Annotated in this window: 22 protein-coding genes and 1 pseudogene; 6 read left to right on the forward strand and 17 right to left on the reverse strand. The window is 63.9% G+C overall.

Annotation, left to right across the window (positions count from 1 at the left end):
- Nucleotides 1-56 precede the first annotated feature (56 nt).
- The 4 genes from BX591_RS21360 to BX591_RS21375 form a co-directional block, all read right to left on the reverse strand.
- Nucleotides 57-1,565: an efflux transporter outer membrane subunit gene (locus BX591_RS21360; RefSeq protein ID WP_111933295.1), complete on the reverse strand. Its 1,509-nt coding sequence runs from the start codon at nucleotides 1,563-1,565 to the stop codon at nucleotides 57-59.
- On the reverse strand, nucleotides 1,562-2,785 hold the full coding sequence (locus BX591_RS21365; RefSeq protein WP_111933296.1) for an efflux RND transporter periplasmic adaptor subunit: 1,224 nt from the start codon (nucleotides 2,783-2,785) through the stop codon (nucleotides 1,562-1,564). Before BX591_RS21365 ends, BX591_RS21360 begins: the two co-directional genes overlap by 4 nt.
- Before the next feature lie 22 nt (nucleotides 2,786-2,807).
- Complete coding sequence (locus BX591_RS21370; RefSeq protein ID WP_111933297.1) at nucleotides 2,808-6,062, reverse strand: efflux RND transporter permease subunit; 3,255 nt, start codon at nucleotides 6,060-6,062, stop codon at nucleotides 2,808-2,810.
- A 327-nt stretch (nucleotides 6,063-6,389) separates the two neighbouring features.
- Nucleotides 6,390-6,824 carry a VOC family protein gene (locus BX591_RS21375; RefSeq protein ID WP_111933298.1) on the reverse strand — a complete coding sequence of 145 codons (435 nt, stop codon included), beginning with the start codon at nucleotides 6,822-6,824 and terminating at the stop codon, nucleotides 6,390-6,392.
- 108 nt (nucleotides 6,825-6,932) lie between these two features.
- On the opposite strand from BX591_RS21375, the gene BX591_RS21380 reads away from it, so the two are divergent.
- From BX591_RS21380 to BX591_RS21390, 3 genes are all read left to right on the forward strand, one after another.
- On the forward strand, nucleotides 6,933-7,808 hold the full coding sequence (locus BX591_RS21380; protein WP_111933299.1) for a LysR family transcriptional regulator: 876 nt from the start codon (nucleotides 6,933-6,935) through the stop codon (nucleotides 7,806-7,808).
- Nucleotides 7,809-7,984: 176 nt separating this feature from the next.
- Complete coding sequence (locus BX591_RS21385; protein WP_111933300.1) at nucleotides 7,985-8,623, forward strand: LysE family translocator; 639 nt, start codon at nucleotides 7,985-7,987, stop codon at nucleotides 8,621-8,623.
- Nucleotides 8,624-8,703: 80 nt separating this feature from the next.
- Nucleotides 8,704-9,063 carry a hypothetical protein gene (locus tag BX591_RS21390; protein ID WP_111933301.1) on the forward strand — a complete coding sequence of 120 codons (360 nt, stop codon included), beginning with the start codon at nucleotides 8,704-8,706 and terminating at the stop codon, nucleotides 9,061-9,063.
- Nucleotides 9,064-9,076: 13 nt separating this feature from the next.
- Here the strand turns inward: BX591_RS21390 and BX591_RS21395 are convergent, their stop codons facing one another.
- Nucleotides 9,077-10,789 carry a SulP family inorganic anion transporter gene (locus BX591_RS21395; RefSeq protein ID WP_176343106.1) on the reverse strand — a complete coding sequence of 571 codons (1,713 nt, stop codon included), beginning with the start codon at nucleotides 10,787-10,789 and terminating at the stop codon, nucleotides 9,077-9,079.
- Between the two features lie 488 nt (nucleotides 10,790-11,277).
- Here BX591_RS21395 and BX591_RS21400 point away from each other — a divergent pair, with 488 nt between their 5' ends.
- The 3 genes from BX591_RS21400 (at nucleotide 11,278) to BX591_RS21410 (ending at nucleotide 13,931) form a co-directional block, all read left to right on the forward strand.
- A complete protein-coding gene (locus tag BX591_RS21400) occupies nucleotides 11,278-11,661 on the forward strand; it encodes a helix-turn-helix domain-containing protein (protein WP_111933303.1) in 384 nt (127 codons plus the stop codon).
- The gene (locus tag BX591_RS21405) at nucleotides 11,648-12,904 is read left to right on the forward strand and encodes a type II toxin-antitoxin system HipA family toxin (RefSeq protein ID WP_111933304.1); all 1,257 of its coding nucleotides are present in this window, start codon (nucleotides 11,648-11,650) and stop codon (nucleotides 12,902-12,904) included. Before BX591_RS21400 ends, BX591_RS21405 begins: the two co-directional genes overlap by 14 nt.
- 169 nt (nucleotides 12,905-13,073) lie before the next feature.
- Nucleotides 13,074-13,931, forward strand: coding sequence for a PA4780 family RIO1-like protein kinase (locus BX591_RS21410; RefSeq protein ID WP_111933305.1), 858 nt, complete (start codon nucleotides 13,074-13,076; stop codon nucleotides 13,929-13,931).
- On the opposite strand, the gene BX591_RS21415 is transcribed toward BX591_RS21410, so the two are convergent.
- From BX591_RS21415 to BX591_RS21470, 12 genes and pseudogenes are all read right to left on the reverse strand, one after another.
- Nucleotides 13,928-14,944 (reverse strand): LacI family DNA-binding transcriptional regulator, encoded by a 1,017-nt coding sequence (locus tag BX591_RS21415; RefSeq protein ID WP_111933306.1) that lies wholly within the window; start codon nucleotides 14,942-14,944, stop codon nucleotides 13,928-13,930. The genes BX591_RS21410 and BX591_RS21415 overlap by 4 nt on opposite strands.
- 57 nt (nucleotides 14,945-15,001) lie before the next feature.
- Complete coding sequence (locus BX591_RS21420; protein ID WP_111933307.1) at nucleotides 15,002-16,156, reverse strand: ABC transporter ATP-binding protein; 1,155 nt, start codon at nucleotides 16,154-16,156, stop codon at nucleotides 15,002-15,004.
- Nucleotides 16,157-16,162: 6 nt separating this feature from the next.
- Nucleotides 16,163-17,080 carry a carbohydrate ABC transporter permease gene (locus BX591_RS21425; protein ID WP_111933308.1) on the reverse strand — a complete coding sequence of 306 codons (918 nt, stop codon included), beginning with the start codon at nucleotides 17,078-17,080 and terminating at the stop codon, nucleotides 16,163-16,165.
- Nucleotides 17,080-18,045: a carbohydrate ABC transporter permease gene (locus BX591_RS21430; protein ID WP_111933309.1), complete on the reverse strand. Its 966-nt coding sequence runs from the start codon at nucleotides 18,043-18,045 to the stop codon at nucleotides 17,080-17,082. Before BX591_RS21430 ends, BX591_RS21425 begins: the two co-directional genes overlap by 1 nt.
- Nucleotides 18,046-18,056: 11 nt before the next feature.
- Nucleotides 18,057-19,295 (reverse strand): ABC transporter substrate-binding protein, encoded by a 1,239-nt coding sequence (locus tag BX591_RS21435; RefSeq protein WP_111933310.1) that lies wholly within the window; start codon nucleotides 19,293-19,295, stop codon nucleotides 18,057-18,059.
- 157 nt (nucleotides 19,296-19,452) lie between these two features.
- Nucleotides 19,453-20,856, reverse strand: coding sequence for a GH1 family beta-glucosidase (locus tag BX591_RS21440; RefSeq protein ID WP_111933311.1), 1,404 nt, complete (start codon nucleotides 20,854-20,856; stop codon nucleotides 19,453-19,455).
- A 297-nt stretch (nucleotides 20,857-21,153) separates the two neighbouring features.
- Entirely contained in the window at nucleotides 21,154-22,368 is a 1,215-nt protein-coding gene (locus BX591_RS21445; protein ID WP_111933312.1) for a DUF2252 domain-containing protein, read from the reverse strand.
- Between the two features lie 64 nt (nucleotides 22,369-22,432).
- On the reverse strand, nucleotides 22,433-23,200 hold the full coding sequence (locus tag BX591_RS21450; RefSeq protein WP_111933313.1) for a bestrophin-like domain: 768 nt from the start codon (nucleotides 23,198-23,200) through the stop codon (nucleotides 22,433-22,435).
- A gap of 151 nt (nucleotides 23,201-23,351) precedes the next feature.
- Nucleotides 23,352-24,284 carry a hypothetical protein gene (locus BX591_RS21455; protein ID WP_111933314.1) on the reverse strand — a complete coding sequence of 311 codons (933 nt, stop codon included), beginning with the start codon at nucleotides 24,282-24,284 and terminating at the stop codon, nucleotides 23,352-23,354.
- 180 nt (nucleotides 24,285-24,464) lie between these two features.
- Nucleotides 24,465-25,436 carry a transcriptional regulator FtrA gene (gene ftrA, locus BX591_RS21460; RefSeq protein ID WP_111933315.1) on the reverse strand — a complete coding sequence of 324 codons (972 nt, stop codon included), beginning with the start codon at nucleotides 25,434-25,436 and terminating at the stop codon, nucleotides 24,465-24,467.
- A gap of 98 nt (nucleotides 25,437-25,534) precedes the next feature.
- On the reverse strand, nucleotides 25,535-25,771 hold the full coding sequence (locus tag BX591_RS36175) for an NAD(P)-binding domain-containing protein (protein WP_146749805.1): 237 nt from the start codon (nucleotides 25,769-25,771) through the stop codon (nucleotides 25,535-25,537).
- 264 nt (nucleotides 25,772-26,035) lie between these two features.
- Nucleotides 26,036-26,842 (reverse strand): annotated as a pseudogene (locus tag BX591_RS21470) (PhzF family phenazine biosynthesis protein); the annotation flags it as partial.
- Between the last annotated feature and the right edge of the window lie 121 nt (nucleotides 26,843-26,963).

Genomic DNA, 26,963 nt, shown 5'->3' on the forward strand with positions numbered 1-26,963 from the left:
GCCTCGCATTGCCTGCCCATCCCTCTCCCACCCACACCTGTTCATGATCGGCCGGCTCACCGCGTGGGGGCCATCGCCTCCTTCGCGTCGTTCGATTGTCCTTCTTTCGCAGCGTCATTCGCGGCGCTTGCCAGCGGCGTGCCGGCCTCCCAGCCGCCGCCCAATGCCTTTACCAGCGCAACCGACAGCGTCATCTGCTGGCCATGAATCTGCACGTCCTGGCGCTCGCTCGTGAGCAGCGACTGCTGCGCGGTGATCACGTCGAGGTACGCGACGAGGCCGCCCGAATAGCGGTCGTTGGCAAGCGACAGCAGATGCTGCGCGTCCGTCACCGCTTCGTGCGACTGCTTCGCCGCGCCGTCCAGCACCGACAGGCCGGTGATACCGTCCTGCACCTGCTGGAATGCGGTCAGCACGGTTTGCCGGTAGTTGGCCTCGTCGGCCTTGTAGCCTTCGCTCGCGAACTTTACGTTCGCCGCGCGGCGGCCGCCGTCGAACAGCACCTGGCCGACCGTCGCACCGAGCGTCCACATCAGGGTCGGCGCGCTCAGCAGACTGGCGAACTGGGTGGCTTCCCAGCCGATGCCCGGCGTCAGCGTCAGGCTCGGAAAAAAGGCCGCCTTGGCCACACCGATCTGCGCGTTCGCGGCGGCCATCGCGCGTTCGGCGGAGGCGATATCCGGACGGCGCTGCAACACGTCGCTCGGCACGCCGAGCGGAATCGCCGGCACCTGCGTGTCGAGCACCTTCGGGGCGATGGCGAACTGCGGCGCGGGGACGCCGACCAGCGCGGCGATTGCATGTTCGAATTGCGCGCGCTGATTCAGGAGAAGTTGCGCCTGCACCTTCGTCGAGTCGAGCAGCGACTTCTGCTGCAACACGTCGAGCCCCGACACCGAGCCGAGATCGTGCTCGGAGGTCACGTAGTCCAGCGCTTTCTGCTGCAGCTTCACCGACTGGTTCAACACGTCGATCTCGGCGTCGAGTTCGCGCAGCGAGAAATAGTCGGTGGCGAGGTCGGTGGTCAGCACCAGCCGCGCGTTGGCGAGGTCGTCGGCCGATTGCTCCGCCGACGCCGTGGCGCCTTCCACCTGACGACGTATCCGGCCGAATAGATCGGTGTCGTAGTTGATCGTCGGGCCGAGCTGCACATTGTTCTGCACCGTCGACGTGGTCGGCACCGCGTAATTGGTCAGCGGACGATCCTTCGAAATACGGAAGCGCGAGCCGGAGGCCCCAAGGTCGACCTCGGGAATCTGCTGCGCGCGCGTATTCGCGAGCGTCGCCGTGGCCTGCGCGTAGTGAGCGCTAGCGGCCGCCAGCGTCTGGTTTTGCGCAAGCGCCTGGGTTTCCAGCGCGGCCAACGCCGGGTCGCCGAAGCCGCTCCACCAGTCGAGCGCGATCGGCGCGTGCGACGGCTCGGCGACCCGCCAGTACGAATCGGTCTGCCACACAGGCGGCACCTCGGCTTGGGGCCGCCGATAGTCCGGACCGACCGTACACGCCGCGAGCAAGGCCGCGCCCGCGAGTGTCGCGATCGCCCGGTATGGACCCACGCCCCTCACGACGCCTCCTTGCCGTTTTTCGACGGCTGGGCGATCTGCACGCGATCGCCGTCCGCGATCGAATCGCTCGGGTTGATGATCACTTTGTCACTTGCCTCGATCCCGCTTTCGATTTCGAGTGTTTGCCCGAGATCCTGCGCGATCACGATCTTGCGCAACTGCACCTTGCCCTGCCCGTCGACCACCGCGACTCGCGGACCTTCCGCGCGGAACAGCAGTGCGTTGCCCGGCACCATCAGTTGCGCGTGGGCCACTGCCGGCACCGCGACCTGGACATAGGCGCCGGGGCGCAGCTTGCCGTCGGGGTTCGGCAGCGTCACTTCGATCTGCAGCGAACGGGTCGGCACGTCGATCGCGCCGGACATGTGCGTGATCGTGCCGTGGAATTGCTGACCGGGCAGTTCCGCCTGCGTCACGACCACCTTCTGATCGACCGAGACGTTTTGTGCGTAGGCCTGCGGCAATTGCACGTAAACGCGCAGCGGGTCCGACTGCGCCAGCGCGAACAGCGCCCGGCTCGTGCCGCTGCCCGCGTCGATCAGGTCGCCGACGTCGACGTTGCGTTGCGTGACCACGCCCGCGAACGGCGCGACGATGCGCTTGAACGATTCCAGCTGCTGCAGACGTTTGACATTGGCATCAGCGGCGGCGAGGTTGGCGAGGTCTTGCGTGTACGTGCTCTGCCGTTCGTCCAGCTCCTGTTGCGACACCGCGTCGCGCTGCCGCAATTGCTGCCAGCGGTCCAGCGAACTCTTCGCAAGGCCGAGACTCGAGCTGGTTTGCTGACGCTGCGCCAACGCCTGCGCCAACTCCTGATCGATTTCCGGCGTGTCCAGATCGGCCAGCAGTTGCCCCTGCTTCACTCGCGCGCCGATATCGGCGTACCAGTGCAGCAGATAACCGGTCGAGCGCGCATAGATCGGCGACTCCACGTTGCCGCGCAAGGTGCCCGGCAACAGCGTGTCGCCGCCACCCGCGGTCTGCGTTGGGCTCACCACGTTCACGTATTGCGTGGCGTTCTGTTTGGTCGTCTCCGCCACCGAGCGGCTTTGCAGCACGTCCGCGATCACGGTACGCAACGCGCCCACGGCGAGCAGCACCAGCACGATCCAGATGGCGATTTTGGCGCGCTTCCATTCGCGATGGCGCGGCGGTAATGCGTGCCCGCCTTCGGTCTCTCGCGCGGGGATCGCTAGCGATGCATGGGTTTTTTCGGTCATTTCAGTCAGCCGTCATTTAACTTTACGCGGGCTTGGCAGCGCCGCCGTGGTCCGGCGCGGGGCCGTCGTTGCCATTACCGTTACCGTTGTCATGGTCGCCGTCGTGGCGGCCCGAGTGAGGCGTATCGTCGTCGTTGCCATGGCGCCGTGCGAGCCGGGTATGGATACCTGCGAACACCAGCGGCACGAAAAACAGCGTGGACACCGTGGCAAACAGCAGACCGCCGATCACCGCGCGGCCGAGCGGCGCGTTCTGCTCGGCGCCTTCGCCGAGACCGAGCGCCATCGGAATCATGCCGATGATCATGGCGAAGGCGGTCATCAGCACCGGCCGGATCCGGCTGGCGCCGGCTTCGAGCGCGGCGGTAAGCGGCGGTGCGCCGGCCGAGAGCCGCTGGCGCGCGAACGAGACCATCAGAATACTGTTGGCGGTCGCCACGCCCATCGTCATGATCGCGCCGGTCAGCGCCGGCACGCTCAGATGCGTGCCGGTCAGAAACAGCATCCACACAATGCCCGCGAGCGCCGCCGGCAACGCGCTGACGATGATCAGCGGATCGACCCACGACTGGAAGTTCACCACGATCAACAGGTACACCAGCACGATCGCCATCGCCACGCCAATACCTAGCCCGAAGAACGAACTACGCATGGTCTGAACCTGGCCACGTACGACGATCTGACTGCCGCGCGGCAGCGACGCGCGCGCGTCGTTCACCAGCTTGTCGACCTGGCTCGCCACGCTGCCCAGGTCGCGGTTTTCCACGCTCACGTACAAATCGATCACCGGCTTGATGTTGTAGTGCGTGACTTCCGCGAACTGGCTCTGCGGCGACACGCGCACCAGGTTGCCCAGCAGTTGCGTCGGACCGTTGGCCGAGCCCGACACCGGCGTGCGCAGCAATTCGTCGATCGACGAAACCTGGTACTGCGGCGTCTGCACCGCGACGCTATATTCGACCCCGTTGCGGTTGTTGAACCAGAAACCCGGCGACGTTTGCGAACTGCCCGACAATGAAATGAGCACGTTTTGCGCCACGTTGCTCGCGCTCAGATTGAGCTGCTGCAAACGGGTGCGATCCATCTGAAGATTGATGGTCGGTTCATCCAGTTTCTGCTGGACGTGCGTGTCCACCGTACCCGGAATCATGCGCACCTGCTTGAGCAGTTTGCGCGCGACGTCGAAGTTGCCCTGCTGATCCGCACCGGAAATCTGCACGTCCACGGCGGCGGGCAGACCGAAGTTCAGGATCTGCGTGACGATGTCGGCCGGCTGGAAGAAAAACTCCACGCCCGGAAAACGTTGCGGCAGGATCGTGCGCAACTTGTCCATATAGATTTGCGTCGGCTTATGGTCTTCGTTCAGCGCCACCTGGATCTCGCCGTCGAGCGTGCCGATCGTGCCGGCGTTGCTGTACGAGAGATTGATACCGCTATACGGCAAGCCGAGGTTGTCGAGAATCGTGCCCAGTTCCTTCGCGGGGACGACCTCGCGAATCGTCTTCTCGACTTCGTCCGCGAGACGCGCCGTTTCCTCGATCCGGGTGCCGGTCGGCGCACGCATATGCAGGCGGATATCGCCCGCGTCGACACTCGGGAAGAAGTCTTCGCCGAGCACGAAAATCAGCCCCATCGAGACGACGCAGAAGCCGAGGAACAGGCTGCCGAAGCGCCCGCGCCGCACCAGCACGCTGCTCAGAATCATGATGTAGCCGGCCCGCATGCGCTCGAAGCCCTGGTCGAAGCGGTGATAGATGCGCATGAACGGATTCGGTTTCGCGCCTGCTTTCGGCTTGTGCGCGTGCCCCATCAGCAGCATCGCGAGCGTCGGCACCAGCGTGCGCGACAGAACGTACGAGGCGAGCATCGCGAACACCACCGCTTCGGCGAGCGGCACGAACAGATAACGCGCCACGCCAGTCAGGAAAAACATCGGCACGAACACGATACAGATACACAACGTCGACACCAGCGCCGGAATGGCGATTTCGCCGGCGCCGTCGAGAATCGCGTCGTGCAGATTCGTGCCCATATGCAGATGCCGTTCGATATTCTCGATCGTCACCGTCGCATCGTCGACCAGAATCCCCACGGCGAGCGCCAGGCCGCCGAGCGTCATGATGTTGATGGTCTGCCCGAGCGCATGCAACGCAATCAGCGAGGACAGAATCGACAAGGGAATCGAGATCGCGATGATGCAGGTGCTGCGCCAGTTGCCGAGGAACAGCAGAATCATCGCGGCGGTCAGCGCGGCGGCCACCAGCGCCTCGCGCACCACGCCCTGCACGGCCGCCTTCACGAACACCGACTGGTCGAACAGCGCCGTCACGTTCAGGTCCGCCGGCAACGACGCGCGCGCGTTCGGCAGCAGATCGCGCAGCGTATTGACGATCGACAGCGTCGATGCACTGCCGTTCTTGAGTACCGAGATCAACACGCCGCGGTGGCCGTCCTGACGCACGATATTGGTCTGCGGCGAGAAACCGTCGCGCACGTGCGCGACCTCGCGCAGATAGGTGGTCGCGCCGTTGAGCGTACGCACCGGAATGTCGTTGAGCCCTTCCACCGTGGCGGGCGAGCCGTTCATGTTGATGGTGTATTCCTTCGGCCCGATCTTGGCTGTACCGGTCGGCAGAATCAGGTTCTGCGCGTTGAAGGCGCTGACCACGTCCGAAGGCGTCAGGCCTTTGGCCAGCAACGCGCGCGTATCGAGGTCGACCGAGATCAGACGCGATTTGCCGCCGTACGGATACGGCACGGCCGCGCCGGGAATCGTGACGAGTTGCGGACGCAGGAAGTTCAGCGCGGTGTCGTTGAGCGCCTGCTCCGAAAGCTTCGGGCTCGACAGGCCGAGCTGGATCACCGGAATGCTCGAGGCCGAATAGCTGATCACGAGCGGCGGCGTCGCGCCCGGCGGCATCTGCTTGAGCTGCGCCTGCTCCACCGCGACGGTCTGCGCGATCGCGGTCTGGATGTTCGCAGTGGGTTGCAGAAAGATCTTCAGAATCGCGATGCCCGCCAGCGACTGCGACTCGATGTGCTCGATGTCGTTGACGGTGGTGGTCAGACTGCGCTCATTGACCGAGGTGATACGGTTGGCCATGTCTTCGGCCGACAAACCGGTGTAATTCCAGATGATGCTGACCACCGGAATATTGATTTCCGGCAACACGTCGACCGGCGTGGTGAACAGCACGAACGGCGTCGCCAGCAAGATCAGAATGGCCATCACGATGAACGTGTATGGCCGTTTAAGCGCAACGTTGACGATCCACATGAAACGCGCCCGAGAGAATGCTGGTAAGGGATGGTTGAATCCAGCGCATATGCTAGATCGGTAGCACCAACACCTGCATGGCGTGAAAATGGCGGAACTGTCAGGAAGGTTAATGTAAGGCGAAATGCGTTTGAAACACGGCCGAAGTTGGCCATTCGCAAACGTTTGTTGAATGAAGATGGGCGCCGTTGGCGCGATTTGAAATCGCCTGCCTCGCGCGCAAACGGCGAGACAGGCGCTCAGAACAAATTATGACAAGCAAATACTTAATCCGTCTTTCAAAACGGGTTCAGTCTCGAAGCCGAACTGCATTACATCCGTAAGAAACTACTTCGCGAACAACGACGACATATCGGCAAACGCCTTGAATTCCAGCGCATTGCCCGACGGATCGAGAAAGAACATGGTCGCCTGCTCGCCGACTTCGCCCTTGAAACGCACATGCGGTTCGATGATGAAATCGATGCCCGCCTGTTGCAGCTTGTCCGCGGCGGCCTGCCATTGCGCCATGGACAGCACGGCGCCGAAGTGACGGACCGGCACGGCGTCGCCGTCCACCTTACTGGTGTGACGGTGGCCGATTTCCTCCGGCGCGAGGTGCGCGACGATCTGATGACCGTAGAAGTTGAAATCGACCCACGCCTCCGAACTGCGGCCTTCCGGACAACCCAGCAGGTCGCCGTAAAACTCGCGCGCGGCGGCGAGGCTATGAACAGGAAACGCCAGATGGAACGGCGGCAGACTGGTTTCGGCAACGCTCATGGCAGGAAGGCTCTCGGTTGATATGGGAAGGCCATTTTAACCATGACCAAATTTGCTTGAAAACCATATATATTTGATCTGACCAACACTAAAATCGATCAATCGAGCATGCTGAGGGAACTCAAAACCTTTATCGCCGTCAGCCAGTACGGCACGTTTTCCGGCGCGGGCGCGCGTATCGGCCTGACGCAATCCGCCGTGAGCGCGCAGATGCAGCGGCTCGAGGAAGAACTCGGCTTCGCGCTGTTCGACCGGACCGGGCGCTCCGCCACGTTGAACGACGCGGGCCGCGAAACGCTGGCGCTCGCCGGGGAAATGATGACGCTGTACGCGCGGCTCTCGGAACGCGGCGCGGTAGCGGCCGAAAGCGGCATGCTGCGGGTGGGCGCGATCGCGTCCGCGCAGGTGTCGTTTCTGGCCGATGCGCTCGCGCGCTTTCGCGACGACCGCCCCGGCTGGCGAATTCGCGTGGTGCCGGGCGTGTCGCTGGGCTTGCTGGGCCAGGTGGATTCCGGCGAACTCGATCTGGCGGTCATCATCCGGCCGCCATTCGCGCTGCCGTCCGAACTCGAATGGCGCACGCTCGCCAGCGAGCCGTTCGTGCTGCTCGCGCCGAAGGCGCTCGCGCGCAACCAGCCCGCCTGGCGCGAACTGCTTAGGAGCGCGCCGTTTATCCGCTACGACCGCGCGTCGTTCGGCGGGAGGCTGGTCGACCGGTTTCTGCGGCGCGCGCGGCTGAATGTGCAGGACGTGATCGAGCTCGACGAGTTGCAGGGGATCGTCCAACTCGTCGCGCGCGGCATCGGCGTGGCGTTGATTCCGAAGACGGCCGGCCTGGGCAAGTGGCCCGCCAATGTCGTCGCGCTCGAACTCGGCGACGCGACTTTTCACCGTGAGATTGGCCTCGTGCAGCGTCCGCGGCACAGCCGGCAGGCGGTGGCGGATGCGCTCGCCGACTGTATCGGCACGGCGGCCTGCGCGTGAACGATCACGCCGACACCGGCATCGACGCACACGTGCGATTGTGCTGTTGCGCTCCATGACAACTGTATCTGTAAGCGTGGCGTGGAAGCGCTCAGAATCGTTGCTCGCGCATCGAGTCGCCGTTTTCCCAAGTTCGTGTCGAGCGGCACGGTTTGCCCGCCATCGAGGTTTAACCCATGATCACCAGCCCCCTCCTCAGCGCCGATGTCCTGATCGCCTACGGCGCGTACTTCGTCGGCACCGCCAGCCCCGGGCCGAGCAACCTCGCGATCATGTCGCTGGCCATGAGCGCGGGCAGGCGCGCCGCCCTTACTTTCGCGCTCGGCGTGGTGTCGGGTTCGTTCTTCTGGGCGCTGCTGGCCTCGCTGGGGTTGTCGGCCGTGCTGGCCTCTTACTCGGAGGGTCTGGTCGCGATCAAGATTGCCGGCGGACTCTATCTGCTGTGGCTCGGTTTCAAGTCCGCACGCTCCGCCTTCAGCACCGAAGCATTGCCGACCTCCTCGGCACGCCCGGACGAGCCGCCGCAACGTCTCTATCTGCGCGGACTGTTGCTGCACCTCACCAATCCGAAGGCGGTTCTGGTCTGGCTATCGATCGTGTCGCTGGCCATGTCGCCCGCCGGCGGCGGCTCGCATACCTTGCCGGTGGTGTTGGGGTGCATGTGCATCGGCGTTTCGGTGTTCAGCAGCTACGCGGTGCTGTTCTCGACCGCGTCGGCACGCCGTATCTATCTGGCAATCCGGCGCTGGCTCGACGGTTCGCTGGCGATCATGTTCGGGATTGCCGGTCTCAAGATGCTGACGTCGAAAAGCTAGCCGCGCGCCGGGCGTTCATGACGCGCAGCGCTGCTCTGCGATACTGTCGCCACGAAAAGCCAAGCGGATGCACGAACACCATGAGCGGTAACGACGATTCAAACCCGGGCGCGCAACGCCCGTCATCGCGGAAGCGGTTTTATCTGGCGGGTGCCGCGGTGCTGACCGGCAGTCTGATCGCCGCGCTGATTCTCCATGCAACCGCCGCGCCGCCCGACAGCGCCGTCTCCCAGTACGGCATCGCCGATCCGCGCTACCAGATCGAGTTGCAGCGTATTGGCGGCACGGCCGAAGTGCTGATGGCGCAGCTTCACGACTGGTTCGACGGACTGTGGCACGGCCCCACGCTCGCTTATACGGTGGCCGTGCTGGGCGCCGCCGTTGCCGGTGCGTGCTTCTTTATCGGCCATTTCTTTTTCGACGACGAACCGCAGCGCTAAACGGAACCGGCCGCTAGGTGGCTTCCTTGACGTGACGATCCGGCTTCTCCACGCCCGCCGAGCGCAGCGCCTCATGCAACGTGCTGAAAATGCAGCTCGTGTGGATCACCGGTGTGATGCCATGCCGGTCCATGTCCGCGCGCAGATAACGGTTCACGCGGGCAAAGATCACCTCGATGCCGCTGGCCTTCAACGCCTGGCACAGCTCCCCGACCGAACGCGCCGCCGAATAGTCGAGGTCGGTGATCGCGCTCGCGTCGACCACGAACCAGCGCACCTTGCTCGGCGCGTGATCGATCAGACGGCGCGAATCGTCGACGAAAAAGTGGTCGTTCGCGTAGAACAGATCGGCGCCGAAGCGATAAACGATCAACCCCGGCGCGGTCTGCATGCCGGGGGCGGCTGGCACCGGCACCCAGACGCCGTCGTCGCCGGGCGCGAGGATCATCGTGTGCGGCCGGTAGCTGTGGCGCACGTGGCGCAGCAGCGAGAGCGCCACGGCCACCAGAATGCCGTGCTCGACGCCGATCAGCACGACAGCCAGCGCGGTGAACACCGCCAGCGCGAATTCACCCGGACTTTCACGGCGAATCGAAAACAGCGCCTGCACGTTGATCAGGCCGACGGCGATCGTGAAGACGATGCTGGCGAGAATGCAATGCGGCAGATACTGCAGAAAACGACTGAAAAATAGTAGTACGACCACCACCACCGCCGCGAATACGACCTGCGCGAACTGGCTGCGCGTCCCCGCGCGATCGCCCATGGCCGTTTGCGTCGGGCTGCCGTTGACCACGAAGGCGCCCGTGAACGCCGCCGCCGCGTTGGCCGCGGCAATGCCCAGCAGGTCGGCGTTGGTGTCCACGGGTTCGTGATAGCGCTCCGCGAACACGCGGCTCGCGGCGGCGCTCTGCGCGACGATCATCACGAAACAGGAGGCCGCGACGGGTAACAGATCGAGCATCTGCTGCCAGCTTACTGAAGGCATACGCAACGGCGGCAGTCCGCCCGCCACCGGCCCCAGCACGGAGATGCCATGTGCCGCGAAACCGTAGATATCGCTGGCGGCGATGCCCGCCACGACCGCGAACAGCGGCATCGGCGCACGCGGCAAAAAGCGTTTGCACGCAAGAATGGCGACGACCACCAGCAGCGAAATGGCGAGGGTCGGCAGATGGATCTGCGCCGCTTCGCGCACCACCAGCGCCAACTGCGCGACGCTGCTGGCCGCATGGCCGGGCACGCCGAACATGTCGCCGAGCATGGCGATGCCGACCTGCACGCCGACCCCCGCAAGGAAGCCGACCAGCACGGTGCGCGACAGGAAGTCGGCCAGAAAGCCCAGTTTGAAAATACGCGCGACGAGCAGCAACGCGGCGGTCAGCAACGCGACCATCGCGGCGAGCGACGCATATTCCACGCTCGACGCCGGCGCCATGGTGGAGAGCCGGCTCGCAAAGATGGTGGCGGTCGCGGAATCGGCGGCGACCACGAGATGCCGTGAGGCGCCGAAAAACGCGAAGGCGAGCAAGGGCAGGAAAACGGTGTAGAGCCCGGCCACCGCGGGCATGCCGGCGATACGCGCGTAGCCCAGCACTTGTGGAATGTCCATCGACGCGAGTTGCACGCCCGCCAGCGCATCGCGCGCGGCGCCACCGCGCGTCAACGGAAGGACGCCCTTCAGCACGCTTATCCGCGCCGTCATACCCGCCAGAAAATCTCGCATACGCGATGCTGCCCCATTCTTGATGGTAATCGCGCATCGTGCTGCGATTCGGCACACAAAGGCAAGCGCCGGGCTATCCGGCTTCTGGATTTAACGCTTGAAGTGGCCCGTGACCGGATCGACATGACGCGCGAAATTGAACAGCACGACGATGCAAAGCGGACAGGCAATGAAGAATGCGGTCAACATCTCGGGCCCCGTAACAAATTGTTACCGGCAAGTTTAAGCTGGGCAAAAACAAACCGCAGGAGGGGAAACAGCAAAACACTGTTGCAGACGATTACAGCGCCGTTACGGCGACGGGACGCGTTTCGAGCATAGTTGATGCATTGAAACGTCCGATACTTCAGACACATGACCAATTTTTGCCTTAAATATCGGACGTTATCTCCATGAAACGGCGTTATCACGATGCCCAAGGCATTGAAAGAACAGCCATTTGTCCGATACTTTTGACATATCCGATCTGTTTGACTAATCTATCGGACATGTCCCGCACCCTTCAGCGCCCCTTTCCGTCCGTCGAGAAGCAGATACGCGCGCTCGGCGAACGCCTGAAACTGGCCCGCCTGCGCCGCGAACTGCCCGCCACGCTGTTCGCCGAACGGCTCGGCATTTCACGCGACACGCTGCACCGTCTCGAGAAAGGCGATCCTGGCATCGCGCTCGGCACCTATATGCGAGCGCTGCGGGTCCTGGGACTCGACAAGGACATGGACGTCGTCGCCCGCGACGACGCACTCGGCCGGAAACTGCAGGACCTCAAGCTGGCGGGTCAACGCAAGCCGCGCGCGAACGCGCCGGGCGCCGCTCGCGGCAAGGCCTCGCGGCCGGCCGGAAAACCCGCCCGGAAAACCGATGGCCAGCAATAAACCTCGCGACACCTTCAAGGTGTTTCTCGACGACGTCACGGTAGGCAGCCTGCAGCAGGTCGGCACGCTGTATCGCCAGACCACGCGCACTGACTTACCCGCTTCGTTTGCCTACGAGCAGAACTGGGTGGACGGACGCCACGCCTTCATGCTCGACCCGCGCCTCGAGTTGTGGACCGACGAGCAATACCCGCCCGCGAAAGCCGTGGCGTTCGGCATCTTCATGGACTCGGCGCCGGACCGCTGGGGCCGCGTGTTGATGGAGCGTCGCGAAGCCGCCGCCGCGGATCGGGAAGACCGGCCCATGCGTCATTTGCAGGAAATCGATTTCCTGCTCGGCGTTCACGACCTGACGAGAGTCGGCGCGCTGCGGTTTCAGAACACCGCCGGCGATTTTCTCGACAACAGCGCCGAGGCCGCGCCGCCGGTCACCGATCTCGCCACCCTCGCGTATATCAGCCTTCGCATCGAAGAGGCCGACATCGAAAAAATGCCGGAATACGAGCAATGGCTGGCCATGCTGATCGCGCCGGGCACGTCGCTGGGCGGCGCGCGTCCGAAAGCCAATTTCACCAGCCTCGGCCACGACCTGTGGATCGCCAAATTTCCGGCAAAAGAAGACCGCTACGACATTGGCGCATGGGAGTACCTCCTTCATCGGCTGGCAAGCAAAGCGGGCATCTGGGTGCCTGCGTCCGAGCTCAAATACGTGGGCGCGCGTTACGGCACCTTCTGCGTCGAACGATTCGACCGGTACGACAGCCGCCGGCGTATGTACGCGTCGGCCATGACCTTGCTCGAGCGGCAGGACGGCGATTCGGACGCAAGCTATCTGGACCTCGCCGAATATCTGGCGAACAACGGCGCGCAAGGCCATATCGACAGCGATCTCGCGCAACTCTTCAAACGCGTCGTGTTCAATGTCATGGTGGGCAATCGCGACGATCATCTGCGCAATCACGGCTTTATTCGTGAAGCGTCGGGCTGGCGTCTGTCGCCCGCCTTCGACATGAATCCGAACCCGAGCAAGCGCGAACATGCGTTGACGCTGGACTCGATGAGCGCCCTGCCCGATCTCGACGCCGTGATCGACACAGCCGAGTTCTATCGCGTCGACGCGGCCCAGGCGCGGCAGATCGTCGGCGAGGTGCGGGATGCCGTCGAAACATGGCGGGACGAGGCCGCCGCGCTCAATCTGTCGCGGCCCGAAATCCAGCGGATGGAAAGTGTCTTTCAGGTCTGATGCAACGTCGGCACGACCATTTGCTGGCGAAACCCCGCGCCTTGGCGCCCGCGTTCCGGTCACGACCGCCTAACCCTTTATAATCCGGCATGATCCGAATCTCGCTCGATACCCTCTCCCAACCGGCCGCACACGGCCGCCGCGCCGCCTTCCGCTCGAAGGCCGCCGCATGAAAACACCGAAACGTCTGCTCCCGCTGGTCGAAGAAGGCCTGATCGACGAAGTCATCTCGCAGTTGATGAGCGGCAAGGAAGCCACCGTCTACGTGGTGCGCAGCGGCGACGACATTCGCTGCGCGAAGGTCTATAAAGACGCCAAACAGCGTAGTTTCCGCCAGGCCGCGTCGTATCGCGAAGGCCGCAAGGTCAAGAACAGCCGCGAACAGCGCGCCATGGAAAAAGGCAGCCGTTACGGGCGCGAAGTGCAGGAACAGGCATGGCAGAACGCCGAAGTCGACGCGCTGTTCCAACTCGCCAACGCGGGCGTACGCGTGCCGCAGCCGTTTATCTGCACCGACGGTGTGTTGCTGATGGAGCTGGTCACCGACGCCGACGGCAATGTCGCGCCGCGTCTGAACGACGTGGAGATGAGCGAAGCACGCGCAATCGAACTGCACGCCGTGCTGGTTCGGGAAGTGGTGCGCATGCTGTGCGCCGGCATGATTCACGGTGACTTGTCCGAGTACAACATTCTGCTGGCCGCCGACGGTCCGGTCATCATCGACCTGCCGCAGGCGGTGAATGCCGCCGGCAATCTCGAAGCGCCCGCCATGCTGGAACGCGACGTGAATAACCTCGCCACGTATTTCGGGCAGTTCGCACCGGCATTGCTGGAAGCCAGCTACGGCAAGGAAATCTGGGCGCTGTACGAAGCAGGCGCGTTGCATGTAGAGAGCGAGTTGACCGGCCGCGTCGAACTCGACACCACGCCGATCGATCTGGAAGCGGTGCTGCAGGAACTCGAGGACACGCGGCTCGAAGAGGAAGCCCGTCAGCGCCACGAACAGTCGCTGCGCAGCGGTACCTAAGCCACGCCCGGTGCCCGCCCCACCGACTTGCGCATCGTCACGCTCACCGGAAACTCGCGGAAGACTTCCCATGTGGTCCGGTAGCACTGATTGAGCAACCACCGCACCGCGTTCTGCGTCAGTTCCGCGGTCGGGATATGCACCGAGGTCAGCCCGGGCGACGCATAAGCGGCCGAGTAATCGTCGTCGTAACCAATCACCGAGACCTCGTCCGGCACCGCCACCCCCGCCTCGTGCAGGTACGCGAGCGCGCTCACCGCCATCGTGTCGTTCGCGCAGAACAGCCCTGTGAAGCGCCGGGTCGTGTCGAGCAACTTGCGGGTGGCGGCGTAACCGCCCTCCGGCGAGAAGTCCGATTCGATCAGCGTGACGTCCTCGCGCGCAATGCCCTCCCGCGCCAGTTCGGCGAAGAAACCCGCAAGCCGGGTCTGGTTGTCCGACGCGCTGAACGGCCCCGAAATCACCGCGATATGCCGGTGCCCATGATCGAGCAGCGTGCGTGCCGCCAGCTCGCCGCCACGCCGGTGATCCGCGCAAAACGACGCCTCCGGCAGCTGATCGAACGCGCGGTTCAGAAACACCATTTTCGGATGCATCTTGTGCAGCATGATCAGGTCTTCGTCGTGCAGATCGTGACTGATCACCACCACGCCGTCGCAATCGCGGCCAATCAGAAAGCGCACCGCCTCCATGGCCTGCTCGCGCGGCGACACTTCCCCGCAGCCGGTCGCCACCACCACGTGACGGCGCACCGCGCGTAGTTCGGTATCGGTCTGTTTGAGAATCGTGCCGTAATACGAGCCGAAGAAAGTCGGCACGAAAATGCCGACCATGCCGAGCGACTGCGTTGCCATGGCGCGCCCGATCGACGACGGGCGGAAGTTCAAAGTCTCGATGGCAGCCTTCACGCGGGCGGCCGCGTCGGCCGAGATCGGCCCTTTGCCGGAAATGGCGCGCGACGCGGTCGACATGCCCACGCCGGCGAGTGCCGCGACATCTTTGAGTGTAGCCACGCGGATCTCCGTCAAGCCTTGTTGTATTCAAGAGCGCCGTTGGCGTCGCCAAACGCGCTATAACCGCTCGCCCCCCGCTTCGTCGAACAGCGAGACCTGTGCGCTATCGAACGCAAACGCGACCGTGTCCGCGAGCGCCACCGGTGTCTTCGTCTGATCGATCGAGGCGACCTGTACGCCATGATAGTCGAGCCAAATGACGCGGTGGTTGCCCATCGGCTCCACCAGCGAAACTTTCGCGCGCTCGCTCTGCTCCGCGCCGACCTTGACGTCTTCCGCCCGCACGCCGAGCACGCAGCGCAACGCTTGCGCGGGTGCGTGTTTGAACGCATACGCCGACACATCGAGCCGCCATTGCGGCGTGCGGAAGTAGACCGCGCCGTCGCGCGTTTCCAGCGTGCCGGTGAACAGGTTCATGGCGGGCGAACCCAGGAAGGTCGCGACGAACAGATTGTCGGGCCGCGCATAGACTTCGGCGGGCGTGCCGAACTGCTGGATCACGCCGCCGCGCATTACCGCCATGCGGGTGGCAAGCGTCATCGCCTCGACCTGGTCGTGCGTCACGTAGATCATCGTCGCGCCCAGACGCTGATGCAATTGCTTGAGTTCGCGGCGCAGCTCGGTGCGCAATTTGGCGTCGAGATTCGACAGCGGCTCGTCGAACAGAAACACGTCTGCTTCGCGCACGATCGCGCGGCCGATCGCCACGCGCTGCCGTTGGCCGCCCGACAGCTGCGCCGGTTTGCGCCTGAGCAGCGGGCCGAGTTGCAGCATGTCGGACGCACGCGCCACGCGCCGCGCAATTTCCGCCTTCGGCGTACCGTTGATGCGCAACGCGAACGAGAGATTACGCTCCACGCTCATGGTCGGATACAGCGCGTACGACTGAAACACCAGCGCGATGCGACGATCTTTCGGATCGGCCCACGTCATGTCTTCGCCGGCAATTTCAATGCTGCCGTCGCTCACGTCGATCAGTCCGGCAATGCTGTGCAGCAACGTGGATTTGCCGCAACCCGAAGGGCCGAGCAACACCACGAACTCGCCGGCACGCACGTCGAGATCGAGATTTTCGATCACGGTGTTCGCGCCGAGGCGGATGGTGAGATTGCGCACCGCCACGTTGGCCGGATTCGCGAGACCCGCCGTATCGGCAATATCAGCCGCACCTGCTGCGTCCGCCATGTCAACCGTAGTCGCAAGATTTGCCATAGCCGTCTACCCCTTCACCGCGCCGGACGCAATGCCGCGCACAAACCAGCGGCCCGAAACGAAGTACACCGCCAGCGGCACCATGGAAGTCAGAATGGTCGCCGCCATATTGACGTTATAGAGCCGCTCGCCGGTCGTCGTGTTGATGATGTTGTTCAGTTGCACGGTCATCGGCAGATTCTTTGTGCCGGCGAACACGAGCCCGAGAATGAAGTCGTTCCAGATGCCCGTCACCTGCATGATGACCGCCACGACGATGATCGGCGTGGACATGGGCAGCATCAGTTGCATGAAGATACGCCAGAAGCCGCCACCGTCGATGCGGGCGGCCTTGAACAGTTCCTGCGGAATCGACGCGTAGTAGTTGCGGAACAGCAGCGTCATGACCGGCATGCCGAAGATCGTGTGAATCACCACGATGCCCGGCAACGAACTGAACAGATGCACGCTCGCCAGCACCCGCACGAGCGGATAGACCATCACCTGCACCGGAATGAACGCGCCCATCAGCAGCACGCCGAACAGCAAGCCCGCGCCGCGCGGCCGCCAGAACGACAACGCATAGCCGTTCACCGCGCCGATTGCAATCGACAGTATCGTGCTCGGCACGACGATGCGCACCGAGTTCCAGAAGCCGACCTGAATGCCGTTGCAATCGAGTCCGGTACAGGCGGTTTGCCACGCTGCGCTCCACGCGTCCAACGTGAAATGCGCGGGAAACGCCAGCAGATTGCCGAGACGAATCTCGCTCATCGGCTTGACCGACGTCACCAGCATCACGTACAAAGGCAGCAGGAAAAACAGCGCGGCGGTGAGCAGAAACGCGTAGACGCCAAGGCGCGCCGGCGTGAATGCGGCACGCTTGCGCCGTGGGCGTGTACCACTCGGCGGGCCGTTTTTCAGCGGCGAACTGAGCGTGTTCATCACGCCTCCTTGCGCAACGCGGCGCGGCTGCGGGCATAGAAGAACGGCGCGAGAATCGCCAGCACGGTGGCCAGCAAAACGATGGACGCCGCCGACGCGAGGCCGATATTGGCGCGTCCGAACAGATAGTCCATGATGAACTTGGCCGGTACTTCGCTGGCGGTGCCGGGACCGCCTTGCGTCATCGCGACCACGGCGTCGTAGAGCTTCACGACCATCACGAACAGCAGCACGAAGGCGGTGGACAGCGACGGTCCGAGCATCGGCACCACGATGCTCGCATACACGCGCCAGCGCGGAATACCGTCGATACGCGCGGCTTTCCACAGTTCCTCGTCGATACCGCGCAAGCCGGCAAGCAGTAACGCCATCACCAGACCGGAGGCCTGCCACACCGTCGCGATGACGATCGTGTAGATCACCCAGTCCTGATCGACGATCCAGTCGAAGCGCGCATGCGCGAAGCCGAGCCTGTGCAACACGGCCTGCGCGCCGAGCTCCGGATTCAGGATCCATTGCCAGACGAGACCGGTCGCGACGAACGACATGGCGTACGGATAGAGAAAGATCGTCCGCAACGCGCCTTCCGCGACCACGCGCTGATCGATGAAGATCGCCAGCAGCAAACCGATCACCATGCACGCGACGATAAAGCACACGCCGTAGATCACGACGTTCTGCAGCGACAGCAGCCAGCGGTCGTTATTGAACAGCCGCGCGTATTGCGAGAGGCCCGCGAAATCGCCGGAAGGAAACGTGCGCGAATTGCTGAGCGACACGCGCGCGGTCCAGACCATTGTGCCGAGGTACGCGAACACGACGGTCAGGACCATCGGCAGCAACGCCAGCCACGCCGCGAACGGAAAGCGCTTTTTCAGCGGCTTGCGGCGTGGTCCGCTGTGCGGCGCATTGCGCAACGGCGCAGCAGACTTCGACCCGGCGGCGGGCACCTTGAGCGCGTGCATGCTGCGCCCCCCTAGCTCTTCAACGCGCTGGCAAAAGCTTTCTGCGCGTCATCCACCGACTGGTTCTTGTTCCAGAAGTTGGTGATGACGTCGATCAACGCGCCCTGCGTGTCGGGCGACAGCAGCATTTCCGGATTCGGCAACTGGCGCGACTTGTCCTTCATGATCGCCATGCCCTCCTTCGCGCAGATGTCGAGACTGCTCACGTCCACGTCGGGACGAATCGGAATCGAGCCTTTCTTCGCGCTGAACGCGACTTGCGCGGCCGGCGAGGTCATCACCGTGGCGAGCAGATTCTGCGCCTTGATGGTGGTGGGATTATCCGTCTTCGGGAACACGAACACGTCGCCCGCGACCAGATACGGCGAATGCGGACCGAAACCCGGGAAGCAGCCGAAGTCCTTGCCCGCGACCTGTCTGGCCGCCGAGAATTCGCCCTTGGCCCAGTCGCCCATGATCTGCACGCCCGCCTTGCCGGAAATCACCAGTGCGGTCGCGTCGTTCCAGTTGCGGCCCGGCGAACCGGCATCGACGAAATCGTGCAGGCGCTTGAACGCGGCGAGCACCTTCCTGAACGCATCGGACTTCACGGCGTTCTGGTCGCGATCGCGATACACCTTCAGATAGAGATCGGGACCACCTACGTCGGCGAACACGGCGTCGAAGGTGATTTTTTCCTGCCACGGCTGACCGCCGAGCGCGAGCGGAATCACACCGGCGGTTTTCAGTTTGCCGAGATCGGCGAGGAATTCGTCATAGCTCTTCGGCTCGGCGGCAATCCCGGCCTTCTGGAACACCGGCTTCGAATAGAAGAACCAGGCGGGCATATGAATGTCGACGGGCGCGGCATAGTAATGCCCTTTCACCTTGATGCTGTCGATGATCGACTGCGGGAATACGCCGTTCCAGTTTTCCTTGGCGGCGACGTCGTCGACGTTGTTCAGCAGGCCCTGATCGATCAGGTCGTGAAACTGCTTGGACGTATTGAACTGCGCGGCGGTGGGCGGATCGCCGCCGATGATCCGGTTGATCGCCGTGGAGCGCGCCTGATCGGCGCCGGCCACCGCGTTGTCGACCCATTGGCCGCCGGCCTTGTTATACGCATCGGCGAACTGGCGAATCGCGGCCGACTCGCCGCCCGAGGTCCACCAGTGAATCACGTTGGCCTTCAAGGGATCCGCCTGCGCAACGACGCCATACAACGCCATTGCCGCCACGATGCCTCGCAAGGCGATTTTTTTGCTGTTCATTCCGTCTCCTGTCGGTCGGCGTCAGCGCGTTCGCCGCGTGGGCCAAGCGTTGGCACCGATCCCATGCAACCTAGTTGCGCCAGGCCTGGCGCCCGTGTTTCAAGTCGACATGCAAACCAGCTCTACTGCTTTTAACCGCGTGCTTTATGAGCGTGCTCTATGTTCGTGCCTTGCGCTCCCGCAGAAATTTCGCCACCAGCTCCGCACTGCGTTTGATCGTGCGTTTCTGCGTAGCGTAGTCCACATGCACGACCCCAAACCGGCGCTCGTAACCGAACGCCCATTCGAAGTTATCCATCAGCGACCACAGGAAATAACCGCGTACGTCGACACCCGCCTTGATCGCCTGATCGACCGCGGCGAGATGGCGTTTGAGAAACGCAATGCGCTGCGTGTCGTCCACGTGGCCGTCGGTCACCTTGTCGTCCGACGCCATGCCGTTTTCGGTGATGTAGATCGGCGGCAGGTTCGCATACGTTTTCTTGAAGCCGGTCAGCAGATCGTACAAGCCATCCGGATACACCTCCCAGCCCATCTGCGTGCGCTCCACGCCTTCCGGCGGCACTTCCCTGAAACCGTGCGCGCCGTCGCTCGCCAGGTTCGTGCGGAAGTAATAGTTGACGCCGAGAAAATCGAGCGGCGCGGCAATGGTCTGCATGTCGCCGTCCAGCACCAGCGGTTCGGTGCCCGGCCACAACTCGAACAGATCGGGCGGATAGGCGCCCTTGAGCAGCGGATCGAGAATCCAGGCATTGTGCTGCACCTCGAACAGATACGCCGCGCGCCGGTCGGCGGCGCTGTCGCTATTTGCCGTGCCGCGCCCCATGTTGGCGACGATCCCCTTCTGCGAGGCTGGATCGTTGGCGCGCAGCACCGGTATCGCGAGACCGTGCGCCAGCAGCAGATGATGCATGGCCTGCGTGGCAAAGCGCCCATCGGCGAGACCCGGCGCGTGATGACCGTTGCCGTAGCCGAGATACGCGGAGCACCAGGGTTCGTTGAGCGTGGACCAGGCGTCGACGCTGCCGGCCAGTTCGCGGCTCATCAGATCGGCGTAGTCGGCGAAGCGGTACGCGGTATCGCGATTCAGCCAGCCGCCACGATCTTCCAGATGCTGCGGCAAATCCCAGTGATACAGCGTGACGGAGGTCGCGATGCCCTTCTCTTTCAGGCGCGCCAGCAAGCGCTTGTAAAAGTCGAGGCCTTTACGGTTCGGCGCGCCGGACGCGTCCATCACGCGCGGCCACGCAATCGACAGCCGATAGGCTTCGAGGCCGAGCCCCGCCAGCATGTCCACGTCTTCTTGCCAGCGGTGATAGTGGTCGCAGGCTACCGCGCCGGTGTCGCCGGCGAGCACCTTGCCGGGCGTGGCCGAGAACGTGTCCCAGATCGACGGCAGGCGGCCGTCTTCAGCCACCGCGCCTTCGATCTGATAAGAAGCCGTGGCCGCGCCGAGCAGAAAGTTCTTGCGCCACAGCGACGAGTCGGCGGGCGGCGTGAACGGGTCGGCGAGCGATTGGGGGGAGCGTGCGTCGGATACAGCGGGTGCGTCGTTTGCCACGGATTCTCCTGCGCTGAGGTCATTGAACCGGGTACGGCGGAAGGCGCGACGCCAGCGAGGCCGGCGAAGCCAACGTGCAAGTGGAAGCGCTTCCACATCAGTCCAGCGAACGATATCAGCGGGGCAATCCGCGCAGCAATCAGGGTTTGTCTGGAGCGAGGCTGGCATGCACGGCACTGTCATGCGCCGTGCATTTGGCGATGCTGGTTGAAGCGCGGCGGCGCGCGAGTCAAACCAAACGAATGGGTTAAGCGAGCCGGGCGCTCCGCATGTCATGCACCGCAGCGCGCGCGAATCTCAATGGGCTGCGGGCACCTTGAACTCGCCGCGATCATAGGCTTCGCAATACGCTTTCCAGTCGGCGGTGACCTGAGTCTCGCACTGCGTTGCCACTTCGATCAACGGCAACTGCCAATCCTTGCGATTGCCGAACGCGATCAGTTCGTCCGCAATCGACGAGTGCTGCCGGCCGCCGCTGCGAAGATGCGCCCACGCGCTCAGTTGGGCCATGCTGTTGACCACTTCCTCGAGGCGCGGCAGCTTGCCGTCCCAATCGCTGAGCGCCACGCGATCCTCCGACGGTTGCAAACTGCGCAACACGTAGGAACGCTGATTGAAATCGACTGCATGCAAAAACGCCTGCGAGACCGCCTGATTGCGCCGCTGCACGTCGACGACGCGTTGCGCTTCGCTCTGCCACTTCGGCTGCGTCGTACGCACATGCGGCATGACCGAAGACGGCAACGCTTCTTTCAGATCGATCAGAAAATTGCCGTCCGGCGAGCCCTTGCCTTCCACCAGCATCACGTAGCGGTCCACGCCGAGACTGCCGGTGCCGGCAATGCGCCGCGCGACGTCGAGAATGCGATAGAACTCCGGATTCGGCTGGCTCGCCGCGAACTTATTCATGAATTCCGTGACCGCCGCGCGTTGTTGATCGCTGACCGGCAACGCCTTCTTGCCGTCCACTTTCAGCACGCGGGTCTTGCCCTTCAGAACGCTGCGCCGGTCCAGAAACGCGGCACGCGGGCGGCTCGCCAGCGCGTCGAACAGATCGCGGACCATGCCGACCGACGTTTCCGCTTCGATCCAGCGTGCCTTGCCAAACACGAGCGCCGCGCCGTATGAATCGAGCGCGGTGTGACAGAGCGCGAGCGCCTGCGCGCGGCTCACCTTGAGGTCGGCGGCGCCGACCAGCACGCTCGTCAGGAGGCGCGCCAGTTCGTAGAGATTCGGCGCGAGGCAGGCTTCGTCGAAGTCGTTGTTGTCGAAGTAGACGAGGCGATTGTCGCCCTTGTAGCTGCCGAAATTTTCCAGATGCATGTCGCCGCAAATCCAGACCGGCGGCGCTTCGTCGAGCACCTTTTCGCGCGGCAAACCCGCGTAGAACAGATGACAGGTACCGCGCAGAAACACGAACGGCGAACTGCGCATGGCCTGGTATTTCATGGCGAGCCGTTCGGGATCGCGGCCGGCGTTGAAACGGGTAATCGTCTTGACGATATCGGACATCACATTCCTCTCGAATACGGTGCGGTGCGCACGTAGCGGCGCGATACCGCCGCTACGTCAGCAATCAGGGCGCGCGGAACGAATCCGCCAGCGCATGAAGATTGAGAGGCTTCACACGAATCACGCCGCCACGCGGGCTGTCGATATCCGCGATCAGCGTGAACGACAACGACACCGCCAGCGGCACGATCAGCAGCAGGCCGGCGCTCGACTTCAACGCGCGTGCGCCGTAGCCGACCAGCACGTTGGCGCATACCGCCATCAAGGTCATCAACGCCCACGCGGCATACGGTATGCGGTTCCACCACGCTGCCTGCGTATAGCCCTGGCTATTCAGCACGTCGTTCATGCCGGCCACGGCCAACGCGGCAACCGGCGTGGGTTGTGCGACGGCGGCGTTCTTCACGGTCGCCCACATGGCGTTCTGCAAGCGTTCGGTTTCGCGGTTGACCTTGGCGAGTTCCTGGTCGTCGCGCGTGGTGTAGAACAGCACGCGCTCGTCGAGATAGACCTTCAGCAAGCCGCGCACGGTGGCCGCGTCGGCCGCGGGCAGCAGGTCGGCGCGGACGTATTCGGTGCCGATCGCATTCGCCTCTTCTTCCTCGTAGTTCTTGCGCTGATCGTAGCGCCCCACCGCCATAGAGAACGTAAAGCCGATAATCAGCGCCAGCAGGGTGAGCGTGGCGGCCTGAATGACGCTGAAGTCTTCGCGGGCGTCGTCCTCGATTTTTCTGAAGCGCCGCAGCAGCGCCGCGCCGATGCGCGCCGCCAGCCACATGGAGACCAGGGACACGATGAACACAAGCACGGGATAGTCGAGGATGCTTTGCATGGGCGAGCGTTTTTCTCTGAGCGGTTGATCGGGAAACGCTTTCTGACAAGCAGGAAACCTAGGCTACCGCTGCATGATAAGCGCCGCCGCCCGCGCCTGGAAGCTACGCGCGATCAACGACGCGGTGCGCGGCGCCGTGGGCCGCCGCGGTTCAGGAACCGGTCACCAGATAGTAGCGGCCGTCGGCGCTCACATTGACGCCGAATCCGCACGCCAGCGCTGAACCATGCGTGAGCACGTCGAGCGTTTCCGGCGCGGAGAGCCTGAACTCGAGCAGGCATTTATCGTCGCGCCTGTCGTAGGGTGCAAGGCTGACGATCTTCGCGGTGGCCTCCAGCGGCGCGTCGCCGCCGGCCTCGCTCACCGGCACGCGCGCCACGCCGTCGTAGAAGCGCACGTAGGCCGACAGATTGCCGGTGCTCGCGCCCGGTTGGCCGTCTTCGCCGACGCTCGGATGCATGAAATCGCCATCGATCCGATAGACGCCGTGGCGCCCTTTCACCGGCTTCAACGCAATGCTGTTCCACGCGTCGAACGTCACGTAGTGGATAAAGCGCGCGCCTTCCGGCGGCACGCCGTGCACGACCGCCTTGCCGGCGATCGCTTCGAGGCGTTCTCGCGCGGCCGCCACGGCACGCCCCAGCAGCGCATCGCCGGGATAGTCGTCGCCGCGGCTCACCGCGGTGCGATAAGAGGCGCGCGCGTCGGGCAACTCGCCCAGCTTCAGTTGCACGTCGCCCTGATGCACGTACGCCATGGCAATGCGGGCGCGCGCCGAACTGCTGGCCTTCGGCGAGTTCTCTTCTTCGGCCTGCATCGCGGTGGCCTCGGCGAGCGCGCCTTCCATTGCGACCAGGGTTTGTGCTTCCTTGATGCGGCCCGCATCGAGCGCGACGACACCCAGCGCTGCGCAGGACGCGTTGGTCCGGCACGGCACGTCTTTACCCGACAGCAGGTTGCGGCGATACAGTTCGGCACGCGAGTCGCCGCGCGACATCTGAGCCGCGACGAAGCCGGGCACGAGCGCGGCGCACGCGCCGCAGACGACAACGACAGCACAGGCGAAGACAGTTTTGACGTTCATTGGAAGGGGCGGGACGGTGGCCATGACGCTGTTCGAACAACGCGTTTCGAGAATCTGCTTCGCTGAGATGTATGCGTGGCACATGCCCTTCAGCCAACGCAGACGCTGGCCGTGATGCTGACAGAAAAACGGCGATTGTGCGAACCCGTTGCGGATAGTCTCGCGCGGCGCCGCTTTGTGCTAATCGGTGCTCACGCCTTGCGCGCCGAACTTCTTGCGATACGCGCCCGGGCTCGTCAACGCGATACGCCGGAAATGCCGCCGCAACGATTCCTCGGAGCCGAACCCCGCCAATTCGGCGACGCGCGGCATCGGCAACGGCCCCGGCGCTTCGAGCAACTCGCGGGCAATCGCCACGCGCTCGCGCACCAGCCACGCGTAGGGCGCCATGCCGGTGGCATCGTGGAACTGCCGCTGCAAGGTACGCGGACTCATGGCCGCGCGCTCGGCCAGCGAGCGCAACGTGTGCGGCAACGCGGGGTGAGCGCGAACCCAGTCCATCAGTTTGGCGAGCCGGCCGCTTTCGTCATGCGGCATGGGGCGCGGCACGAACTGCGCCTGACCGCCCTCGCGATGCGGCGCCACCACGAGCCGTTGAGCGACCTGATTGGCGATCGCGCCGCCGTGATCGCGCCGCACCAGATGCAGCAGCATGTCGAGCCCCGCCGCCGAGCCTGCCGACGTGATGATCTGCCCCTGGTCCACGTACAGCGCATCGGCTTGCACGCGCAAGTTCGGATAGCGCTCCTGCAGCTTCGCGGCGTAGCGCCAGTGCGTCGTCACGGTTTTGCCGTCGAGCACGCCGGCGGCGGCCAGCACGAAGACGCCCGAGCAGATCGAACAGAGCCGCGCGCCGCGTGCGTAGGCCGCGCGGATTTTCTTGAGCAGCGCGGCGGGCGGCACTTCGTCCGCATCGCGCCAGCCGGGAATCACGATGGTATCGGCACGCGCCAGCAGCCTCGGGGTGTAGGGTGCGGCGACGGTGATGCCGCCGGCCGCGCGGATCGGGCCGGGTTCGATGGCGCAGACCGCGAAGCGATACCAGTCCACCTCGAGTTCGGGACGTTCGAGCGCGAACAGCTCGGTCACGCAGCCGAATTCGAAGGTGCAAAGCCGGTCGTAAGCCAGCGCGACGACGAGATGATTGTGCATGGCGTGATGTTACCGGAGATCGCTAATTGCGCCATCGATACGAATTGCCATGAGTCAGGCCGCGCCGGTCGCCATTGGCAGCCGGCCAGCCTGCCCGCTCAGCCCAGCCTGACCAGGTTCTGAATGGCCAACTGGCCACCGGGGATCTGGAACAGCGGACCACCGGTTTTGATCGAGCCCAGGTCGACGCCGAAGAATCCTGCCCGTTCGATCAGGCTCGACACCGTGGCATTCGCCGCTGCGTCGTCGCCCGCGAGGAACAGCACCCGTTGTCCGCCTTCAACGCCCGTGTCGCCGGACACGAGTGCCGCCGGCAGATGATTGATGGCCTTCACGACACGCGCGCCCGGCACGAACTCCGCGAAGACTTCGCTCGATGAGCGCCCGTGCAAGTCGAAAGGTGACGGCCGTGCGTCACCTGCTCGACGCACTGGTTGCAGGATGCGACGGGTTGAACCGGCCGCGCCAGGTTTGCGCTCCACACGCCGGAGCGCGATGCGGCCGGTCCGCATCCATCGCCAGGGCGATCACACGCCGGGGACCTCGATCGTGCCTTCAAGATACTGCACCGCATGACCGGAAACGCGAACCCGTTCGCCCTCGACCTCGCAATGCAGGACGCCGGAACGTTGCGACGCCTGCAACGCGACCAGCTTCGTCTTGCCAAGACGATCCGCCCACAGCGGCGCGAGCGCGGCATGAATCGAACCGGTCACGGGATCTTCCTTCCCGCCGTTTGCGGGCCAGAAATAGCGCGAGACGAAGTCGTGCCGATCGCCGCGCGCGGTGACCGCCACGTCGCGCGGCGCAAGTTGCGCGATCAGGTCGAGATCGGGCACCACGGCGCGGACCTCGTGCTCCGAGTCGTAGACCGCGATGAAGGCCTGCTGGGTGACGAAAACTTCCGTGGGCCGGATGGAAAGACCATGCACGAGTTCGCCGGGGATTTCGCTGACCGGTTCGACCGCGCGCTGCGGAAAATCCATTTCGATCAGGTCGCGCGGACCACGACGCACGGTGAACGCGCCAAGGGCCGCTGCGTGCAAGTCGATCTGCTCGCGCTCGGGGAAACGCTTGAACAGCAAGAACGCGCTGGCGAGCGTCGCATGGCCGCAAAAATCGATCTCCGTGATCGGCGAGAACCAGCGGATATCGAATCCGCCGCTCGCATTGGGAATGAGGAAGGCCGTTTCGGAAAGGTTGTTTTCCGACGCGATGGCCTGCATCAGGGGCGCCGGCAACCAGCTATCGAGCGGAATGACTGCGGCATAGTTGCCCTTGAACACTTCGCTGGTGAATGCGTCTATCTGGTGGATCGGCAGCTTCATATTTAAAGTTCTGGCCGCTCGGGTACGGCGCTCTGCGTTGAGATGGAGACTCATTCTGGCAAGCTTTGCCGGCAGCATACAGGCACAGTTCGGCCGCGCGGCACGAGGAATTGACAGCTAGCGGCCCCCAAAAAACGTCGCGGCTTCGAGCACTGAAAGTGCTACGGCTAATGCGGCACTTCCGCACTTCGACGCGGCG

Source organism: Paraburkholderia bryophila, from assembly GCF_003269035.1.
Taxonomy (GTDB): Bacteria; Pseudomonadota; Gammaproteobacteria; order Burkholderiales; family Burkholderiaceae; genus Paraburkholderia; species Paraburkholderia bryophila.

Bases quoted from the DNA above. Each gene is read 5' to 3' on its own strand.
- BX591_RS21380 (WP_111933299.1), top strand. From the start codon at position 6,933: ATGCTGAGGGAACTCAAAACCTTTATCGCCGTCAGCCAGTACGGCACG.
- BX591_RS21400 (WP_111933303.1), top strand. From the start codon at position 11,278: ATGTCCCGCACCCTTCAGCGCCCCTTTCCGTCCGTCGAGAAGCAGATA.
- ftrA (WP_111933315.1), bottom strand. From the start codon at position 25,436: ATGCACAATCATCTCGTCGTCGCGCTGGCTTACGACCGGCTTTGCACC.
- BX591_RS21430 (WP_111933309.1), bottom strand. From the start codon at position 18,045: ATGCACGCGCTCAAGGTGCCCGCCGCCGGGTCGAAGTCTGCTGCGCCG.
- BX591_RS21450 (WP_111933313.1), bottom strand. From the start codon at position 23,200: ATGCAAAGCATCCTCGACTATCCCGTGCTTGTGTTCATCGTGTCCCTG.
- BX591_RS21390 (WP_111933301.1), top strand. From the start codon at position 8,704: ATGAGCGGTAACGACGATTCAAACCCGGGCGCGCAACGCCCGTCATCG.
- BX591_RS21435 (WP_111933310.1), bottom strand. From the start codon at position 19,295: ATGAACAGCAAAAAAATCGCCTTGCGAGGCATCGTGGCGGCAATGGCG.
- BX591_RS21420 (WP_111933307.1), bottom strand. From the start codon at position 16,156: ATGGCAAATCTTGCGACTACGGTTGACATGGCGGACGCAGCAGGTGCG.
- BX591_RS21445 (WP_111933312.1), bottom strand. From the start codon at position 22,368: ATGTCCGATATCGTCAAGACGATTACCCGTTTCAACGCCGGCCGCGAT.
- BX591_RS21395 (WP_176343106.1), bottom strand. From the start codon at position 10,789: ATGCGAGATTTTCTGGCGGGTATGACGGCGCGGATAAGCGTGCTGAAG.
- BX591_RS21385 (WP_111933300.1), top strand. From the start codon at position 7,985: ATGATCACCAGCCCCCTCCTCAGCGCCGATGTCCTGATCGCCTACGGC.
- BX591_RS21455 (WP_111933314.1), bottom strand. From the start codon at position 24,284: ATGAACGTCAAAACTGTCTTCGCCTGTGCTGTCGTTGTCGTCTGCGGC.
- BX591_RS21370 (WP_111933297.1), bottom strand. From the start codon at position 6,062: ATGTGGATCGTCAACGTTGCGCTTAAACGGCCATACACGTTCATCGTG.
- BX591_RS21365 (WP_111933296.1), bottom strand. From the start codon at position 2,785: ATGACCGAAAAAACCCATGCATCGCTAGCGATCCCCGCGCGAGAGACC.
- BX591_RS21375 (WP_111933298.1), bottom strand. From the start codon at position 6,824: ATGAGCGTTGCCGAAACCAGTCTGCCGCCGTTCCATCTGGCGTTTCCT.
- BX591_RS21405 (WP_111933304.1), top strand. From the start codon at position 11,648: ATGGCCAGCAATAAACCTCGCGACACCTTCAAGGTGTTTCTCGACGAC.
- BX591_RS21425 (WP_111933308.1), bottom strand. From the start codon at position 17,080: ATGAACACGCTCAGTTCGCCGCTGAAAAACGGCCCGCCGAGTGGTACA.
- BX591_RS21410 (WP_111933305.1), top strand. From the start codon at position 13,074: ATGAAAACACCGAAACGTCTGCTCCCGCTGGTCGAAGAAGGCCTGATC.